18 protein-coding genes and 1 tRNA gene are annotated in these 16,737 nt (G+C 62.6%); 8 read left to right on the forward strand and 11 right to left on the reverse strand.

Annotated elements, in window-relative coordinates; genetic code table 11:
• Positions 1 to 17 precede the first annotated feature (17 nt).
• The 7 genes from egtD to AC0X69_RS17180 form a co-directional block, all read right to left on the reverse strand.
• Positions 18 to 980, reverse strand: a complete 963-nt coding sequence (gene egtD, locus AC0X69_RS17150) for an L-histidine N(alpha)-methyltransferase (RefSeq protein WP_482609140.1) — start codon at positions 978 to 980, stop codon at positions 18 to 20.
• Entirely contained in the window at positions 980 to 2,278 is a 1,299-nt protein-coding gene (gene egtB, locus AC0X69_RS17155) for an ergothioneine biosynthesis protein EgtB (RefSeq protein ID WP_482609142.1), read from the reverse strand. Before egtB ends, egtD begins: the two co-directional genes overlap by 1 nt.
• A gap of 106 nt (positions 2,279 to 2,384) precedes the next feature.
• The gene (locus AC0X69_RS17160; protein WP_482609144.1) at positions 2,385 to 3,101 is read right to left on the reverse strand and encodes a glutathione S-transferase; all 717 of its coding nucleotides are present in this window, start codon (positions 3,099 to 3,101) and stop codon (positions 2,385 to 2,387) included.
• 198 nt (positions 3,102 to 3,299) lie between these two features.
• The gene (locus tag AC0X69_RS17165; RefSeq protein WP_482609146.1) at positions 3,300 to 3,662 is read right to left on the reverse strand and encodes a hypothetical protein; all 363 of its coding nucleotides are present in this window, start codon (positions 3,660 to 3,662) and stop codon (positions 3,300 to 3,302) included.
• 311 nt (positions 3,663 to 3,973) lie between these two features.
• Positions 3,974 to 4,049: transfer RNA gene (locus AC0X69_RS17170), tRNA-Ala, on the reverse strand.
• Positions 4,050 to 4,051: 2 nt separating this feature from the next.
• Positions 4,052 to 5,527: a PleD family two-component system response regulator gene (locus tag AC0X69_RS17175; RefSeq protein WP_482609148.1), complete on the reverse strand. Its 1,476-nt coding sequence runs from the start codon at positions 5,525 to 5,527 to the stop codon at positions 4,052 to 4,054.
• A gap of 14 nt (positions 5,528 to 5,541) precedes the next feature.
• Positions 5,542 to 5,916, reverse strand: coding sequence for a response regulator (locus AC0X69_RS17180; RefSeq protein ID WP_482609150.1), 375 nt, complete (start codon positions 5,914 to 5,916; stop codon positions 5,542 to 5,544).
• A gap of 473 nt (positions 5,917 to 6,389) precedes the next feature.
• On the opposite strand from AC0X69_RS17180, the gene AC0X69_RS17185 reads away from it, so the two are divergent.
• From AC0X69_RS17185 to AC0X69_RS17205, 5 genes are read left to right on the forward strand one after another with little or no spacing between them, the layout of a single operon-like run.
• Positions 6,390 to 7,883 carry an FAD-linked oxidase C-terminal domain-containing protein gene (locus tag AC0X69_RS17185; protein WP_482609152.1) on the forward strand — a complete coding sequence of 498 codons (1,494 nt, stop codon included), beginning with the start codon at positions 6,390 to 6,392 and terminating at the stop codon, positions 7,881 to 7,883.
• 2 nt (positions 7,884 to 7,885) lie between these two features.
• The gene (glcE, locus tag AC0X69_RS17190; RefSeq protein ID WP_482609154.1) at positions 7,886 to 9,100 is read left to right on the forward strand and encodes a glycolate oxidase subunit GlcE; all 1,215 of its coding nucleotides are present in this window, start codon (positions 7,886 to 7,888) and stop codon (positions 9,098 to 9,100) included.
• Between the two features lie 5 nt (positions 9,101 to 9,105).
• Positions 9,106 to 10,401 carry a glycolate oxidase subunit GlcF gene (gene glcF / locus AC0X69_RS17195; protein WP_482609156.1) on the forward strand — a complete coding sequence of 432 codons (1,296 nt, stop codon included), beginning with the start codon at positions 9,106 to 9,108 and terminating at the stop codon, positions 10,399 to 10,401.
• A gap of 25 nt (positions 10,402 to 10,426) precedes the next feature.
• Complete coding sequence (locus AC0X69_RS17200) at positions 10,427 to 10,717, forward strand: nucleotidyltransferase family protein (RefSeq protein WP_482609157.1); 291 nt, start codon at positions 10,427 to 10,429, stop codon at positions 10,715 to 10,717.
• Positions 10,714 to 11,052, forward strand: a complete 339-nt coding sequence (locus AC0X69_RS17205; RefSeq protein ID WP_482609158.1) for a HepT-like ribonuclease domain-containing protein — start codon at positions 10,714 to 10,716, stop codon at positions 11,050 to 11,052. Before AC0X69_RS17200 ends, AC0X69_RS17205 begins: the two co-directional genes overlap by 4 nt.
• 4 nt (positions 11,053 to 11,056) lie before the next feature.
• Here AC0X69_RS17205 and trpS read toward each other — a convergent pair whose 3' ends face one another.
• The gene (trpS, locus tag AC0X69_RS17210; RefSeq protein WP_482609159.1) at positions 11,057 to 12,091 is read right to left on the reverse strand and encodes a tryptophan--tRNA ligase; all 1,035 of its coding nucleotides are present in this window, start codon (positions 12,089 to 12,091) and stop codon (positions 11,057 to 11,059) included.
• Positions 12,092 to 12,238: 147 nt separating this feature from the next.
• Here trpS and AC0X69_RS17215 point away from each other — a divergent pair, with 147 nt between their 5' ends.
• Positions 12,239 to 12,535, forward strand: coding sequence for a type II toxin-antitoxin system TacA family antitoxin (locus tag AC0X69_RS17215; RefSeq protein ID WP_482609161.1), 297 nt, complete (start codon positions 12,239 to 12,241; stop codon positions 12,533 to 12,535).
• The gene (locus tag AC0X69_RS17220) at positions 12,532 to 13,017 is read left to right on the forward strand and encodes a GNAT family N-acetyltransferase (protein WP_482609163.1); all 486 of its coding nucleotides are present in this window, start codon (positions 12,532 to 12,534) and stop codon (positions 13,015 to 13,017) included. The genes AC0X69_RS17215 and AC0X69_RS17220 overlap by 4 nt, the downstream gene beginning before the upstream one ends.
• Here AC0X69_RS17220 and hslU read toward each other — a convergent pair whose 3' ends face one another.
• From hslU to AC0X69_RS17235, 3 genes are all read right to left on the reverse strand, one after another.
• Positions 13,018 to 14,322, reverse strand: coding sequence for an ATP-dependent protease ATPase subunit HslU (hslU, locus tag AC0X69_RS17225; RefSeq protein ID WP_482609165.1), 1,305 nt, complete (start codon positions 14,320 to 14,322; stop codon positions 13,018 to 13,020).
• Positions 14,323 to 14,404: 82 nt separating this feature from the next.
• Positions 14,405 to 14,968, reverse strand: a complete 564-nt coding sequence (gene hslV, locus AC0X69_RS17230; RefSeq protein WP_482609167.1) for an ATP-dependent protease subunit HslV — start codon at positions 14,966 to 14,968, stop codon at positions 14,405 to 14,407.
• Between the two features lie 116 nt (positions 14,969 to 15,084).
• A complete protein-coding gene (locus AC0X69_RS17235; protein WP_482609169.1) occupies positions 15,085 to 15,771 on the reverse strand; it encodes a hypothetical protein in 687 nt (228 codons plus the stop codon).
• Positions 15,772 to 16,122: 351 nt separating this feature from the next.
• Between AC0X69_RS17235 and hisB the strand changes: the two genes are divergently transcribed.
• Positions 16,123 to 16,719 carry an imidazoleglycerol-phosphate dehydratase HisB gene (gene hisB / locus AC0X69_RS17240; RefSeq protein ID WP_482609171.1) on the forward strand — a complete coding sequence of 199 codons (597 nt, stop codon included), beginning with the start codon at positions 16,123 to 16,125 and terminating at the stop codon, positions 16,717 to 16,719.
• The last annotated feature ends 18 nt before the right edge of the window (positions 16,720 to 16,737 follow it).

The raw sequence follows: 16,737 nt of genomic DNA on the forward strand, positions 1-16,737 counted from the left end.
TATTCACAGGCGCGGGCTCAAGGCGCGGCCAACTCGTGCACGCTGAACAAGCCCAGATCGTCTGTCCACACGCGCACAGGCGTCCACCCCGCCGCCCGCGCGATCAGATGAAACTCCTCGACCGTGAATTTGTAAGCATTTTCGGTGTGGATCGTTTCTCCTGCGCGAAAGCGAAATCTTCGGCCTTTCACCCAGACGTCCTGATTCTTCTCGCTGATGAGATGCATTTCGATACGGCCCTCGAAGGGCTCGTACGTCGCCGCGTGACGAAATGCTCCAAGATCGAATGTCCCATCGAGTTCGCGATTGATGCGCGTGAGCAGATTGAGATTGAATGCGGCAGTGACGCCATTGGCGTCATCATAGGCTTGAACAAGCTGGCGAACGTCTTTCTTCAGATCGACGCCGACGATCAGCCTGCCGCCCGGCGAAAGCGTTCCGCGCATGGCGTGCAGCAACTGCGTCGCCTCTGCGGGACAGAAATTGCCGATCGTCGATCCCGGAAAAAATCCGAGCTTCGGTTGTTCCGCCAGCTCTCGAGGAAGCTCGATCCGGCGGGAAAAATCACCCACTAGCGGCGATATATTGAGGCTGAAGAACCTCAACGTGAGTCGGCGCTTGGCGTCGATTAACGCGCTTTGCGAAATATCGATCGGCACATAGGCGCTGAGCCGTCGCATGTGTCGAAGCAGGATTTCAGTCTTGAGGCTCGAGCCGGAACCGAATTCGACGAGAACAGATTCGAGGGGCGCTCCCTCAAGAATTTGAGTCGCATTGGCTTCGAGAATGGCAAGCTCGACCCTCGTCGGATAATATTCCGGCTGTTTCGTAATCTCTTCGAAAAGCGCGCTGCCTCTGGCGTCATAGAAAAAGCGGCAGGGAAGACTCTTCCGCGCGCGCGACAGTCCTTCCAACACGCTGAGAGCGAAGTCGTCTGCTTGCTGCAGGTGCGGCGCGAAGCGTTCCGTCGCCTCCGACATCAGGCGGCCTCCGAAGCGAGGCGCAGGCCCGTGAACTGCCAGCGCTGATGCGGGTAAAAGAAATTGCGGTAGCTCGCGCGGATGTGACGTTCCGGCGTCGCGCAGGAGCCGCCGCGCAACACCTGTTGTCCAACCATGAATTTGCCGTTGTATTCTCCGAGCGCTCCTTCGGGAGCCCGATAGCCCGGATAAGGCAGATAGGCGCTTTGGGTCCATTCCCAGACATCGCCGAACATCTGACGTGGGGAGCCATCCGGTTCGGCCTCGGCGGGTCGAGGACGCAGCGCCGCCGTTTCAAGAAAATTTCCTTCTTCACGGGCCGTCGCCGCCGCGACCTCCCATTCGAATTCGGTCGGTAATCGATCGCCGGACCAGCGCGCAAAGGCGTCGGCTTCGTAGTAGCTCACATGCGCAACCGGCGCGCCGAGGCTGAGAGGCTGCAGGCCTTCAAGCGTCATCTCGAGCCACTCTGCGTCGCGCCGTTCCCAGTAGAGCGGCGCACGCCAGTTCTCGCGGTTCACCGTGGCCCAGCCGTCGGACAGCCATAAGGTAGGCGTCTCGTACCCTCCGTCGGCGATGAATTCCACCCATTCCCAGTTCGTGACCGGGCGGTCGGCGAGCCGGAACGGCCGGAGCAGCGCATCGTGACGGGGTTGCTCATTATCCCACGCGAAGCCGCTTCCTTCGTGGCCGATCCGGAAGACGCCGCCAGGAAAGTCCAGCCATCGCGCCGGTTCAAGCCGCGCCCGGTCAGAGCCGACGCGCGCAGCCCGATACGCCGGCCTCAAGGGATTCGCGGCAAAGAGGGCGAGAATGTCCGTAAGGATGAGCTCCTGATGTTGCTGCTCGTGATTGATGCCGATTTCGAGCCGGCGCATCCAGGCTGGCGAAGCGGCAGGCTGCTCGGCAAGCAGCTGCGCCAACGCGAGATCGACATGCTCGCGATAGGCGAGAATTCTTTCGAGCGGCGGCCTGGTCAGAAGGCCGCGCTTCGGTCTTGGCTGTCGCGGGCCCTGGTGCTCGTAGTACGAGTTGAAGCAGTAGTTGAACGCTTCATCGAACAGCTGATAGCCGGGGAGATAGGGCGTCAGGACAAAGGTTTCGAAAAACCAGGTGGTATGGGCGAGATGCCACTTGGTCGGGCTGGCGTCGTCCATCGCCTGGACGGCCATATCCTCCGCGCTGAGCGGCGCCGCGAGCTCGATCGAAAGCTTGCGGGTTTGAAAAAGGCGATGCCGGAAAGCGTCGCAAGCGCTCGTTGAGCGCGGCGCTTCCGTGGCCATAACGACTCCACCCATCGACATCTCTCCGAAGCAAGCCGAACCCGAGCCGCTGCGACCTGCAAGATGAGCATATAGGGCGGGCGGTCAGCGCAAGGCGTAGCGGATGGCCAAATCGCGCCAGTCACTTCTCAAGTTCGGGATAATGACGAAATATCCCCTGCTCGCTGAACTTCAACCGGCGGTCGCTATGAAGATAGGCGCTGATGCGCGGAAGCCGGGCGACCATCTTGTGGAGGCTCGCGACCCGTTGATCTTCGTGGAGAAGCGCTTTCGTTTTCCTGGGGAACGCATAGAGCAGGCCTTCAACGACCTGGAAAAGAGACAAATCCGCGTAGCTTAAGTTACCGCCTACGAGATAGGCATCGCCGTCCGGATTGCGCGCGAGGATCGATTCAAACCAGTCAAGAAATTTTGGCATTCGATCACGGCGAAATCCCTTCGCGCGGCGCAGCGCCTCGGATCTCTGCTCCTCGTAATACAGGTCGGCGCCCAGGGGATGATGGACGTCGTGGGCCTCGCTGACCAGATCCGCAATGGTCAGCTGGATCTGGTGAACCCAAAGCCGGCCAGTCGCATCCTTCGGGGCGAGACCATGACGATCGCCGAGATAGAGGAGTATCGCCGCGGTCTGACCAATGATGACGTTTCCGTCTTTCAGGAACGGCGGCGCAAAAGGCGGATGGACAACGTCGGGGCGTTCGAGAAACGCCGCGAGCGCATCCTCTCCGTTTTCTTGACGCGCCACGTCGATATAGCTGGCGCCGGCTTCTTCCAAAGCGAGCCTGACGAACTCTCCGCGTCCCTGGATGCCTGGCCAATAATAGAGCTCATAGGTCATCGCGAGGCCCGCGGTTTGGCTGCGCCGGACGTTTTGCTGCGGCTGAGGCGCGCCTCAGGCGTCAATTGCTTGCGATCGCCTGGGCGAAATTCTCTTGCCGCTCACATCAAAGTAGCGTCGCCCGTTGAAATTTCTGCGGCGCGGATGCTGTTAAGGGTAGCGCTTGGGCCCGCCGTATACTCCCTCCGATGTCTCGACCTACTTTTGTTCAGCGCAAACGCCGGTGATGGACACCGTCATTTTATGCGAAGCTGCGTCCACCGCGTACAATTCGACGGCGCCGTTGGCGCGGTTGATGTTGCCGCCCTGATTTTTCTTGTTCTTGAAGACGTAGTAGGCGTCATTCTTCCGAAGGAGAGAAAAGCCGCTATCCAAGGCGCTCACATTGTTGAGTTTAACCGCACTGCCTTTGATTTCTATCGAAAAGGGCTCCGATTGCGTTGAAGAGTCCCGTTGGGCTGAGGCGTCGCACTGAAAGGTCACAGGCGCGTCTTCGGCGACAGCCCAACCGGGACACAGCAGAGATGATGTGATCGCCACAATCGACAGGCTGGACTTCATTCGAGGTTTCCTTTCCTGGGAATCGCGATGTCAGCATCCCGCTGATCCATTACGTTCGACATGAGCGTGGCGGCAGCTTGGCGAGGGCCCATCGGTCAACTAGCTGCGTGGCTTCCGGAGGGGAGGGGGCGTCGATTCGTCGGCGCCGCCCGAATGCCGCCAGCATGACTCCGAAAAGGCTGCGTCGCGCAAGGGCGGTCGGTCGGAGCAAGGCGCCGAGCCGTTCATCGCGGCGTTGCGGGTAAGCCGCGTACTTCTTCGGGAAATTTTCTGACTTCGCTAAGTCGTTTAAAAACATAAGCTTAGCGAAATGGTGGAGCCAGACGGAATCGAACCGACGACCTCTTCAATGCCATTGAAGCGCTCTCCCAACTGAGCTATGGCCCCGTTCATTCGGACGCCTCTTGGGGGAGGCCGGACGGCGTGACGTCGTCGCCGGCTGTATAGTTCAGCCGCGCGTCGCCTGCAAGCCCGCCTGCCCCCGGCCTGCGCTCCATCGCTGCGGCGGTGACCCGATTGCGGCCCGCGGCCTTCGCCCGGTAGAGCGCCTTGTCGGCGCGGCGCATCAGCGCGTCGGCCCTGGCGTCGGCGCCCCGCGCCGCAACCCCGATCGAACTCGTGACGCTGATTTTCTGCTCGCCAGTCGGGTCGACGGGGAAGGGGGCGCTTTCGACGACTCCACGCACCCGCTCGGCGATGCCCTTTGCATGATCCAGCGATGTGTCGAGCATGATGACCACGAATTCTTCGCCGCCAAGACGACAGACGATATCGGCGCTACGCACCGCGCTTCGGATGCGCTGCGCGAATGCTTTCAGAACTAGGTCGCCGGCATCATGTCCATAAGTGTCGTTGACCGATTTGAAGTGATCGATATCCAGGATCATGAGCGACAGCGGCGCGCCGGCGCGAAAGGCCCGATCGAGCGCTTGGCTCAGCTGACTCTCGAAAAATCGGCGGTTGTTCAGTCCCGTAAGCGAGTCGACCGTCGCGAGTTCGATCGCCGCCTGCACGTCGAGACGGAGTCTGTCCGCACATCTTTTGCGGCGAACTTCGGTCCGCACCCGCGCGACCAGCTCGTTGCGTTCGACCGGCCGCAGAATGAAGTCATTCACGCCGAGGTCGAGCCCGCGTTGCAGGCGTGGCCGCTCGTGCAAATCGGCGAGGAGCAGCATCGGCAGCGCGCGCGTCCGTTCGAGCGAGCGCAACTGACTGCATAGGCGCAGGGCGTCGAATCCCGAGAGATCGAGGCTGATGATCGCCGCGTCGTAGTCGCTGTCGGCCGCCCGGAACAAAGCCTCCTGCGGAGAAGGCTCGACCTCGACGTGGTGGAAAAAGCGCAGGCCCGCCATGATGCGCGCCGCAGAATTGGCGCGCTCTTCGACAAGGAGAATGCGTCCTCTCGCGAGATCGCCGGTTTCCCGCCCCATCGGGCCATCAACGGGGCCGAGCGCATTTGAAACCTGGGCGCGCGCCTGAAGCTCATCAAACATTGATTTGAGCCGCGTCAGCGAACGCAGGCGCGCGAGCAGGGCCAGATCATCGATCGGTCTGTTGATGAAGTCGTCTGCGCCCGCCTCAAGCCCGCGAACTCGATCGCCGGGCTCATCGAAGGCCGTCATCATCACGATCGGGAGATGCGCGGTTGCGGGATCAGCCTTGAGCCGCGCGCAGACTTCGAACCCGTCCATCCCCGGCATCATCGCGTCCAGCAGCAGCAGGTCGCAGAGCCCGTCACGGCAGAGTTCGATCGCGTCTTTTCCATTCGTCGCAGAGAGAACTTCGAAATATTGTGCAGCGAGCTTCGCTTCCAGCAGTTTGACGTTCGAAGGCAGATCGTCAACGACGAGAATGCGCGCGCTCATGTGAAGACCGCCTCTCAGCGTTTTGCTGCGAGGAAGGAATTCACTGTCTCCAAGAATTTCGCCACTGAAATGGGTTTTGACAAATAGGCTTCACAACCGCCCTGAAGGATTTTTTCCTCGTCGCCTTTCATCGCGAAGGCGGTGATGGCGATGACGGGTATATCGCGCAGGTCCTTGTCCTCCTTGAGCCTGCGCGTGACTTCCAGCCCGCTGATCTCCGGCAGCTGGATGTCCATCAGGATCAAATCCGGCCGATGGCTGCGGGCCAGGGAGATCGCCTCAAGCCCGCTTTTCGTGCGCAAAGTCGCATGACCGTTCGATTCCAGAAGGTCGTTGAAGAGCTTCATATTGAGCTCATTATCCTCGACGATGAGGATGGTTTTGGTCATCGCCCTTGGGCCTGTCTCCTGCATACGCGCCGATGTCGGCGTAACATGCGAAGATTAATGAAAGGCGGCGACCGTCTGCGGCGCCGCTATCCGCCGCGCCATGGCGGCAAGCGCGCTTTCATTCACCTACGGAGTTTATTTGTGGCGCAAGATAACCCTCCCGTCGAGTGACTTCTGTCATGTCCGGGTAGACTTTCGGAAAGCGTCAGGACTTTTGAGTCTACGGGCGAGGACATTCGACGGAAGCGCTCTTTCGAGAATGCGTCGCCAGTCACAAAGATCGTAAAGAAAGGGTTATCCGGCGCCTTGAAGGCAGTCGCCGAAGAGGAGCCGCCAGTGCGGACGCTTGCGCCGAATTGCCGGCTCGACTAAACGGGTTGGATCGTAGGGCGCGGTCCGACGCGAAGTCGTGGTCCGCTATAGGGCTGCGGCGTTCAGCGGCGCTCTCGCTCGCGTTGGAGGCTCGCGGGTCCATGACGCTCCTCATGCCGGCGCCTGAGCCGGCGATCATGGCGGCGCGCACTGAACTGATCGCGCGGCTCGGCGCCATTCTGCCTCGCGAGAGCCTGATCGTGGACGAGGTCGCGCGTCGCGCCTACGAATGCGACGCCTTCACCATGTATCGGGCGCTCCCGCTCGTCGTCACGCTGCCCGAAAGCGTCGAGCAGGTGCGGGCCGTCATGGCGCTCGCCGCCGAAATGAATGTCAAGGTCGTGCCTCGCGGCGCCGGCACATCGCTCTCCGGCGGCTCGATGCCGCTTGAAGACGGCATTCTTCTCGGCATGTCCAAGTTCAATCGCATTCTCGAAATCGATTATGAAAACCGCTGCGCGCGCGTCCAGCCTGGCGTTCAGAACCTGGCGATCTCCAAAGCCGTCGAAGCGCAGGGCTTCTACTATGCGCCGGATCCGTCATCGCAGATCGCCTGTTCGATCGGCGGCAATGTCGCCGAGAACGCCGGCGGCGTTCACTGCCTGAAATATGGCCTGACGACCAATAACATCCTCGGACTCGAGGTCGTGCTGATGGGCGGCGACCTTATCAGGCTGGGCGGCAAGCATCTCGACAGCGAGGGCTACGATCTTATTGGCCTGATGACTGGCTCCGAAGGATTGCTCGGCGTCGTCACCGAGGTGACGGTGCGGCTGCTGCAAAGACCGCCCGTCGCAAGGGGCCTGCTGCTCGGCTTTGCGAGCGTCGCGGCAGGCGCGCGCTGCGTCGGCGCGATCATCGCGCGCGGCGTCATTCCTGCAGGCCTGGAAATGATGGACAGGGCGACGATCCACGCCGTGGAGCGCTTTCAGCCTTGCGGCTATCCGCTCGACGCCGAAGCGCTGGTCATCGTCGAACTCGACGGGACGCAGGCGGAAGTCGATCATCTCGTCGGCGTGGTGCAGGACATTGCGCGCGAGGAAGGGGCGACGACGATACGCGCGTCGACGAGCGAAGCAGAGCGGCTGCAGTTCTGGGCCGGTCGCAAGAACGCCTTCCCGGCGGTGAGCTGCATTGCGCCCGACTATTTGTGCATGGACGGCACGATTCCGCGGGCGCGGCTGCCGGAAGCGCTCGCCGGCATGGATCGGCTCGCCAAAGAGCAAGGCTTAAGCGTCGCCAATGTCTTTCATGCCGGCGACGGCAATCTCCACCCGCTGATTCTCTACGACGCTTCCAAGGAGGGCGATGTGGAACGGGCGGAAAAGCTCGGCTTCGACATCTTGCGGCTCTGCGTTTCACTCGGCGGCGTTCTGACAGGCGAGCATGGCGTCGGCGTCGAGAAGCGCGACCTCATGGGCGAAATGTTTTCCGACGTCGACCTCGAGCAGCAGATGCGGCTCAAATGCGCGTTCGACCCGGCGGGACGTCTCAATCCGGGCAAGGTGTTTCCGACGCTGCATCGGTGCGCCGAGTTCGGGATGATGCATGTCTCCGGCGGAAAAACGTCGTTTCCAGATCTGCCGAGATTTTGACGATGTCGGCTTCGGCGACGCTTGAGATCCGCGACGAGGCGGAAGCGGTCGACGCGATCTGCGCGGCGAATGCGAAAGGAACCTCTTGCGCGGTCGTCGGCGGCGACTCCAAGTCCCGGCTCGGCCGTCACGCGCCGCAAGCGCTGGCGCTCTCCACAACCGCGCTGACCGGCGTGACGCTCTACGAGCCCAATGAACTCGTGCTTTCGGCGCGGGCCGGCACGCGTTTGAGCGACATAGAGGCGTTGCTGGATCAGCATGGCCAGCAGCTCGCCTTCGAACCGATGGACTACGGACAGCTCCTCAGCGCAGACGTGGCTGGCGCCACGATCGGAGGCGTCATCTCCGTGAACGCCTCCGGTCCGCGGCGGATCAAAGCCGGCGCGGCGCGCGATCATCTGCTCGGGTTCCGCTGCGTCACCGGACGCGGAGAGCTTGTGAAGTCCGGCGGCCGCGTGATGAAAAACGTCACCGGCTATGATGTGTCGAAGCTTGTCTGCGGCTCATATGGCACTTTGGCGCTCCTGACGGAGCTGACGCTCAAGGTGCTGCCGAAACCTGAGACTGAACGCACGCTGCTGGCGATCGGCGCGGACGAGGCGGAAAGCCTCGCGCTCCTGCGCCGCGCCACCGCTACGCCCTGCGAGCCCTCCTCGCTGGCGATGCTGCCCGCCGGCGCCGCCCCCTTGACGCTGGACGCCAACGCCGCAGCGATACGGCTGGAAGGTCCGGCGATTTCCGTGACGGCGCGCCGCGACGATCTCATCCGGCGACTGGCGAGCGATGGTGTCCGGTTCGAGGCGCTCGACGCGCGCGACTCGGCGGCGCTTTGGAAAGCGCTGCGCGACGCCGCGCCCGTCGCCGACCGGATCGGTCAGATCTGGCGCATTTCCGTGGCGCCGACTGAGGGCTTCGCGGTCGTCGAACGCATCCGCCGCGCCGGCGCGCCCGTGCTGGGGCATTTCTACGATTGGGCGGGCGGTCTGATCTGGCTGTGCGTTGAGACCGCGCCTGACGCACACGCAGCCATCGTGCGCGAAGCAGTCGACGCCGGCGGCGGCCATGCGACGCTCATCCGCGCGAGCGAAGAAACACGCGCGACGGTTGACGTGTTTCATCCGCAGCCGGCGGCGCTCGCCGCGCTGACGCGCCGGGTCAAGGAAAGCTTCGATCCGGCGCATATTCTGGAGCGCGGTCGCATGCGCGCGGATTTCTAAAGCCAATGCAGACGTTTTTCTCGCTGCAGGCGCTGGCCGATCCCGACATGGCGGAGACGGAGAAGATCCTGCGCGCCTGTGTGCATTGCGGGTTCTGCACGGCGACATGCCCCACCTATCTTCTCACCGGCGACGAACTCGATGGGCCGCGCGGCCGAATCTACCTCATCAAGGAAATGTTCGAGAAGGAGCGGCCCGCGGACGTCCAAACCGCGCGCCACATCGATCGCTGTCTCTCCTGCCTTTCCTGCATGACGACTTGCCCTTCGGGCGTGCATTTCATGCATCTTGTCGACCACGCGCGGGCGCATATCGAAACAACATATCGGCGGCCCTTTGTGGAGCGCGTCATGCGGACCGGTCTTGCCTTTGTGCTGCCGCGTCCGTCGCTATCGCGCCCGCTGTTCCGCTTGACGGCGGCTTTGCGCGCATTGGCGCGCTTGCTGCCGCGCCGTTTGGCGGCGCCGTTTGCGCTCGCGCCGGAGCGGCTGCAGCCTCCTTCAGCGGTCGACTCTCCGCAGGTCTTTTCCGCGCAAGGTGCGCGCAAGATGCGCGTGGCGCTGCTCAGCGGCTGCGTGCAGACCGTCATCGACCCGTCGATCAATGAGGCGACGATACGGCTGCTCACGCGCCATGGCGTTGAGGTCGTCGTCGCGAGAGGCGCCGGCTGCTGTGGCGCGCTGCCGCATCATCTCGGCAAGGTCGACGATTCCTTACGCTATGCGCGTGCGAACATCTACGCCTGGTGGCGTGAAATTGAGAACGGCGGGCTGGATCATATCGTCGTCAACGCGTCAGGCTGCGGAACGAGCGTGAAGGACTACGGCCATATGTTCCGCGATGACCCGACTCTTGCGGACAAGGCTGCGCGTATCTCGGCGATGACGAAGGACGTGACGGAACTTCTCGACATGGTCGGCTTTGCGCCATCGGGCGATGCGCCGAAACTTCGGGTGGCCTACCACTCGGCCTGTTCTCTGCAACATGGTCAGAAGATATCGCAAGAGCCGGTAGGACTTCTCCGCGCGGCGGGCTTTGACGTCGTCGGCGTTCCTGAGGGCCACATCTGCTGCGGTTCCGCAGGCACTTACAACGTGCTGCAACCACGTTTTGCGGGAGAGCTGCGGTCGCGCAAGGTCGCGAATATCGAGAGCGTCGCGCCGGATATCGTCGCCGCGGGCAATATCGGCTGCATCGTTCAGATCAGGTCGGGCACTGAGATTCCGGTTGTTCACACCGTCGAATTGCTTGACTGGGCGAGCGGGGGGCAGGCGCCCGCAGCGGCGAGGCAAAAAAGCTGATACGATCGCGGCAGAGGAACTAACGATGCCACTGCTCGACACCCTGCTCGCCAAACGCGCGGAAGTGCTTAAGGCCGCCAGTCGGCACGGAGCGTCGAATGTCCGGCTTTTTGGGTCGGTCGCTCGAAGGTCTGAAACGCCATCCAGCGATGTGGATATTTTGATCGATCTGGCTGGCGACCGCGGCTTCTCCGATTTTTTAGCGCTCGCCGAGGAACTGGAACGGCTCATCGGTCGAGAGGTCGATCTGATCACTTCGCGCGGCCTCAGTCCTTACTTGAAGCCGCTCATCGACGAGGAAATGATCACTCTGTGAGATCCGATCGCTTATATCTCGAACATATTCTCGACAGCATCGCCGCGATCGAGACCTATGTCTCCGGGGGAGAACAAGCGTTTATAAGCGAGAGAATGATTCAAGATGCGGTGATACGCAATTTCGAGATTATAGGAGAGGCGGCCAGCCGACTCGCGCCTGACGTGCGGGCGGAAACGCCGATCCCTTGGAAAAGGATCATTGCGTTCCGCAACCGACTAATTCACGCATATTGGGGCGTCGATCTCGTACTTGTCTGGGATGTCATCAGAAATGAACTCCCGCCTCTCAAATCTGAGGTCGAGCGTCTTCTCAGAGAAGTGGGAAACAAGTAGCGGCCTAACGCAAAAACCCCACGATGTCCTTCACCGCATTCATGTTCTCGCGGGCGATGGCGCGGGCGCGCTCCGCGCCGTCGCGCAGCACGCCGTCGACATAGGTTTCGTCCTCGCGGATGCGGCGCATCTTGTCGGTGATCGGCGCGAGCTTGGCGACGGCGAGATCGACGAGCGCGCTCTTGAAGGTCGAGAAATTCGCGCCGCCAAATTCGCCGAGCACATCCGCCTTGCTGCGCTGGGAGAGCGCCGCGAAGATGCCAACGAGATTGTCGGCTTCCGGGCGTCCTTCGAGGCCTTTTTCCTCGGAGGGCAGCGCGTCGGGATCGGTCTTCGCCTTCTTCACCTTCTGCGCGATCTGGTCGGCGTCGTCCGAAAGATTGATGCGCGAATAGTCGGAAGCGTCGGATTTCGACATTTTCTTCGTGCCGTCGCGCAGGCTCATGACGCGCGTCGCCGGCCCGGAGATCAGCGGCTCGGGCAGGGGAAAGAACGCTTCGCCAAAGCCGTTGCGCGCGATCGACTCCGAGAAATCATTGTTGAACTTTTGCGCAATATCCCGCGCGAGCTCCAGATGCTGCTTCTGGTCGTCGCCGACCGGCACATGGGTCGCCCGGTAGATCAAGATGTCGGCGGCCATCAGCACCGGATAATCGAGCAGACCCATGGAGGCGTTCTCGCGATCCTTGCCGGCCTTGTCCTTGAACTGCGTCATGCGATTGAGCCAGCCGATGCGCGCGACGCAATTCAACACCCAGGCGAGCTCGGCGTGCTCCGGCACCTGGCTCTGGTTAAAGACGATGTTCTCCTTAGGGTCGATGCCGCAGGCGATGAAGGCGGCGGCGATCTCGCGCGTATTCGCCTTCAGCGCGATCGGGTCCTGCGGGACCGTGATCGCATGCAGGTCGACGACGCAATACATGCAATCGAAGCTCTTCTGCAGCTCGACGAATTTGACGATCGCGCCGAGATAGTTGCCGAGATGCAGATTGCCGGTGGACTGCACGCCGGAGAAGACGCGCTGAGGGAAAGTGGACATGGGATTGGCCAAGGTTTTGGGTTTGGCCGGTCTTATGGCGAGAAGCGCGCGCAGGCGCAAGTGGCTCCGGGGCGTGCAGCCGAGAACGTGTTGAAATTCGGCAGGCATAGTGTAGATAGACAATGTCTTTACTGCTAGGGGGCCAATATGGCTCAGGCGCGAAAGCAGCCCAAAGCCGCATTGCGCGGTCTCGTGAACCTTCGCATGGCGCAGGAGGACCGGAACATCATCGACCGCGCCGCGAAAGTCGCGGGCAAGACTCGAACCGAGTTCATGGTCGAGGCTTCCCGCCGGGCGGCCCATGAGACGCTGCTTGATACGAATCTAATCGTTGTCGACGAGAAGACTTTCGATCGATTCCGAAGTCTGTTTGACGCGCCGGCGAAACCAAACGCGCGTCTGCGGAAGCTCATGAACATGAAGGCGCCGTGGGATCGGACGTGACGCCGATTACGGCGCCGGAGGCGCTGACCGATGCGCACGACATCGACGATTTCTGTAGCGGCGAACCGTCACTTGATGACTGGTTGAAGCGGCGCGCACGCGCGAACCAGATCAGCGGCGCGTCGCGTACGTTTGTGGCGGCGCGTGGAACTCGCGTCATCGGGTATTACGCACTGGCCGCGGGCGCCATCGCCTCGAGCAAGGCCCCGAGCCGCCTGCGCCGAAATATGCCCGATCCTATTCCGGTCTTTGTTCTAGGGCGGCTGGCGGTTGATCGCAGCGAGCAAGGCAAAATGCTGGGCGCCTTGCTTCTGCGGGATGCGATCTTGCGTAGCCGTAAAGCGGCCGAGTTCGGCGGCGTCGCGGGCGTGCTCGTACACGCCATCTCTGAGCGCGCGCAGCAATTTTATCTGCGACACGGCTTCATCGAATGTCCGCATCACCCGATGACGCTCGTCGCGCGCATGAAGGATCTGACTTGACTACAGAATAAACCGGCTCAGATCCCTGTTCTTCGCCAGATCGCCGATGTGCTCCTCGACATAGGCGCCGTCGATGACGATCTTTTCGCCGGCGCGGTCGGACGCCGAGAAGCTGATGTCGTCGAGCACGCGCTCCATGACGGTCTGCAGGCGCCGCGCGCCGATATTTTCGACGGAAGTGTTCACCTGCACGGCGACCTTGGCGATCGCGTCGACGGCGGAGGGCGAAAATTCGAGGTTGACGCCCTCGGTGCCGAGCAGCGCGGAATATTGCTTCGTCAGGCAGGCCTCGGTTTCGGTGAGAATGCGGCGGAAATCCTCTTCGTTGAGCGAAGCGAGTTCGACGCGAATCGGCAGGCGCCCTTGCAGTTCGGGAAGCAGATCTGACGGCTTGGCCACATGGAAGGCGCCGGAGGCGATGAACAGCACATGATCCGTCTTCACCGTCCCATGTTTCGTCGCGACGGTCGTGCCTTCGATGAGCGGCAGGAGGTCGCGCTGCACGCCTTCGCGCGATACGTCGGCGCCGCCGCGCCCTTCGCGCGCGCAGATCTTGTCCATCTCGTCGATGAAGACGATGCCATTGTTCTCGACCTCGTGGACCGCCTCGCGGACGCTCGCCTCCTGGTCGATCAGCTTGTCGCTCTCTTCGGCGACGAGCGGTCCCTGCGCTTCCTTCACGGTGAGCTTGCGCGGCTTGCCGCGCTGCATCGCCTTGCCGAAGATGTCCCCAAGCGAAAAGGCGGAGACGCTCGCGCCGGGCATGTTCGGAAGTTCAAACATCGGCATGGACGAACCCGATTGGGTCAGTTCGATCTCGATGTCCTTGTCGTCGAGTTCGCCCGCGCGCAGGCGGCGCCGGAACGTCTCTCTCGTGCCCGGCGAAGCGGCGGGGCCGACCAGCGCGTCGAGCGTGCGCTCTTCTGCGGCCTGTTGCGCGCGCGCCTGCACGTCCTTGCGGCGGCGCTCCTTGACCATCACGATGGCGACTTCGACCAGATCGCGCACGATCTGTTCGACGTCGCGGCCGACGTAGCCCACCTCGGTGAATTTCGTCGCTTCGACCTTCAGGAAAGGCGCGCCGGCGAGACGGGCGAGCCGGCGGGCGATCTCGGTCTTGCCGCATCCTGTCGGGCCGATCATGAGGATGTTCTTGGGCAGCACCTCCTCGCGCATCTGCCCTTCGAGCTGCAGACGGCGCCAGCGGTTGCGCAGCGCGATCGCGACGGCGCGCTTGGCGTCGTTTTGCCCAACGATAAAGCGATCGAGTTCGGAAACGATCTCGCGCGGCGAGAAGTCGGACATGGTGAGTTCCTTTGGAGCGGCAGTAGGCAGTCGGCAGTCGGCGGTCGTATCATCCGACCGCCAGCCGCCGAACACCGACTGCCTAAATCTTTTCCACCACCACATTCTGGTTGGTGTAGACGCAAATCTCGGAGGCGATCGTCATTGCGCGGCGGGCAATGGCTTCGGCGTCGAGCGGCGTATCGAGCAGGGCGCGTCCGGCGGCGAGCGCGTAGTTGCCGCCCGAGCCGATGGCGGCGACGGCGCCCTCGCCTGTGCCCTCCGGCTCCAGCACGTCGCCGGACCCGGTGAGCACGAGACCGACGCTCTTGTCGGCGACGAGCATCATCGCTTCGAGTCGCCGAAGATAGCGGTCCATCCGCCAGTCCTTGGCGAGTTCGACGCAGGCCCGCATCAATTGCCCCGGATATTGCTCGAGTTTCGATTCGAGCCGTTCGAAGAGCGTGAAGGCGTCGGCCGTGGCGCCCGCGAAACCCGCGATCACGTCGCCCTTGCCAAGGCGGCGAACTTTCTTGGCGTTGCCCTTCATGATCGTCTGGCCGAGGCTGACCTGGCCGTCGCCGGCGATCACCGTTTCTCCCGCTTTCTTCACGAGAATGATCGTCGTCGCGTGCATGGTCGCCGAGCGTTTTTGTTCGCTATCCATTCGCGGTTATCCAGCCTGAGATGTCCAGCCGATGTAAGGTTCGGCGGGCCTTTGAGCAAGGCCGGAGCGCTGGGCGGGCCAATCCGCCGTCGAGACGACGCCGCGCGCGACGACAGCTACTCCCGCGGCGCGCCGGCGGGCGGAGCCGGAAAGTCCAAGATCTCGCCCGTATAGGTCTCATGCACCTCGGAGACGGGTCGTTGATCGCGCCCATAAACGACCGCCGTGTGCTCGAAGAGCTCGTGCGGAATGGCGAGAGGCCCCGTCGCCTTTTCAGGCGACGCCGCGGCGTTGAGCGACGTTTCCCAACTCTCGGGAAGGGGCGACCAGCGCAACTTCATCTCGATGGTGCGACGGAACGGCTGCAGCGGCGCGATCGCCTTGCCGAAAGGCGTGTCCGTCGTCTCCAGCGCGCGATTCATTTCATCGGAGAGCCGTCGAGGCACATACCAATTGTCAGCCTCGGAGAGCACATGGTCGCCGCAGGCGAGCTGCACGCGCCGGTATTTCACCGGCTCCTCGGCGCCGACCTCAAGACGTTTGCGCGTCTCTTCGCTCGGCGGCTTCTCGCTCCCGGAAACGCGGCGCGCGACGATTTTGGGGTCCGGGGACATCCTGTGGTCAGCGCACCATTTTTCGAGCGTGGCCGTGGCGCTGCGGCTTGCGAGCAAGGAAGCGTTGAGCGTTTGAATGAGCGCCAGCGCTTCGATGCGCGGCACGAATCCGTCCCGCCAGGGTTCCGCGGCCGCCGGAGCTAAGGCTGACGCCGCCGCGCTGAGGCCAAGGACGAATCCAAGTCGCATTTTCCATTGTCCTCGTCGTCGCCCTCATGTCGCTGTGCGACAGGTAAGTCGCGCCGCGTGCGGCATTATGCGCATGTGAGCGACTTCTTAGGGGCTCTTCGCCGAGCTATAAGCGCTCTTCGGCGTCGGTTGTATTGTCGTGGTCGCGCTTGGGCGAGGAATCAGCGCGAACATATGGACCATCTTCCGGCTTCGCCGGCAATCCGGCCGATGAGAGGCGCGCGTTGGCGCGCATCTCGCTTCTCCTTGACGGGGAAGCGGCGCGGGTGCTTATCCAGGGCGGAATTGCTCTAGCCCCGGCGCCGATCGCCGGAGTTCCGGCGTCGCCGGGTGGCCAGGAAAAGGCGGGAAATGCGCAGCGCGACGATCGAGCGCAATACGAAGGAAACGAGGATCTCGGTCTCCGTTGACCTCGACGGGGCCGGCTGCTCGGAGATCTCGACCGGAATCGGCTTTTTCGATCACATGCTCGATCAGATCGCCCGCCATGCGCCGCTGGATCTCACCGTCCGCGCCGAAGGCGATCTGCATATCGACGGCCACCACACGGTCGAGGACGTCGGCATCGCCGTCGGCCAGGCTGTGGATCGCGCGCTCGGCGACCGCAGCGGCATTTCCCGCTATGGGGACGCCCATGTGCCCCTCGACGAAGCCCTGACCCGCGTCGTCGTGGACGTCTCGGGCCGGCCCTTTCTCGTTTACGACGTCACTTTTCCGGCGGAGCGAATCGGCGCGTTCGACACGGAACTGATGCGCGAATTCTTTCAGGCCTTCGCGGTCCACGCCCGCGTCGGGCTGCACATCGAGCGCCTGAAGGGAGTCAACAGCCACCATATCGCCGAGAGCGCCTTCAAGGGCTTCGCGCGCGCCTTCGGCAAGGCGGTCGCGATCGACCCACGCCGCATTCAGGGCGTAGCGCCTTCCACCAAGGGAACGCTCACCGCCTGAAAGAGGCGAGTGACGCCG

The sequence above is a fragment of the Methylocystis sp. Uni0008 genome (assembly GCF_056838045.1).

What these genes read in the sequence shown, in the direction of transcription:
- egtD (WP_482609140.1), bottom strand. Translation starts at nt 980, where the DNA reads ATGTCGGAGGCGACGGAACGCTTCGCGCCGCACCTGCAGCAAGCAGAC.
- egtB (WP_482609142.1), bottom strand. Translation starts at nt 2,278, where the DNA reads ATGGGTGGAGTCGTTATGGCCACGGAAGCGCCGCGCTCAACGAGCGCT.
- AC0X69_RS17160 (WP_482609144.1), bottom strand. Translation starts at nt 3,101, where the DNA reads ATGACCTATGAGCTCTATTATTGGCCAGGCATCCAGGGACGCGGAGAG.
- AC0X69_RS17165 (WP_482609146.1), bottom strand. Translation starts at nt 3,662, where the DNA reads ATGAAGTCCAGCCTGTCGATTGTGGCGATCACATCATCTCTGCTGTGT.
- AC0X69_RS17175 (WP_482609148.1), bottom strand. Translation starts at nt 5,527, where the DNA reads ATGAGCGCGCGCATTCTCGTCGTTGACGATCTGCCTTCGAACGTCAAA.
- AC0X69_RS17180 (WP_482609150.1), bottom strand. Translation starts at nt 5,916, where the DNA reads ATGACCAAAACCATCCTCATCGTCGAGGATAATGAGCTCAATATGAAG.
- AC0X69_RS17185 (WP_482609152.1), top strand. Translation starts at nt 6,390, where the DNA reads ATGACGCTCCTCATGCCGGCGCCTGAGCCGGCGATCATGGCGGCGCGC.
- glcE (WP_482609154.1), top strand. Translation starts at nt 7,886, where the DNA reads ATGTCGGCTTCGGCGACGCTTGAGATCCGCGACGAGGCGGAAGCGGTC.
- glcF (WP_482609156.1), top strand. Translation starts at nt 9,106, where the DNA reads ATGCAGACGTTTTTCTCGCTGCAGGCGCTGGCCGATCCCGACATGGCG.
- AC0X69_RS17200 (WP_482609157.1), top strand. Translation starts at nt 10,427, where the DNA reads ATGCCACTGCTCGACACCCTGCTCGCCAAACGCGCGGAAGTGCTTAAG.
- trpS (WP_482609159.1), bottom strand. Translation starts at nt 12,091, where the DNA reads ATGTCCACTTTCCCTCAGCGCGTCTTCTCCGGCGTGCAGTCCACCGGC.
- AC0X69_RS17215 (WP_482609161.1), top strand. Translation starts at nt 12,239, where the DNA reads ATGGCTCAGGCGCGAAAGCAGCCCAAAGCCGCATTGCGCGGTCTCGTG.
- hslU (WP_482609165.1), bottom strand. Translation starts at nt 14,322, where the DNA reads ATGTCCGACTTCTCGCCGCGCGAGATCGTTTCCGAACTCGATCGCTTT.
- hslV (WP_482609167.1), bottom strand. Translation starts at nt 14,968, where the DNA reads ATGGATAGCGAACAAAAACGCTCGGCGACCATGCACGCGACGACGATC.
- AC0X69_RS17235 (WP_482609169.1), bottom strand. Translation starts at nt 15,771, where the DNA reads ATGCGACTTGGATTCGTCCTTGGCCTCAGCGCGGCGGCGTCAGCCTTA.
- hisB (WP_482609171.1), top strand. Translation starts at nt 16,123, where the DNA reads ATGCGCAGCGCGACGATCGAGCGCAATACGAAGGAAACGAGGATCTCG.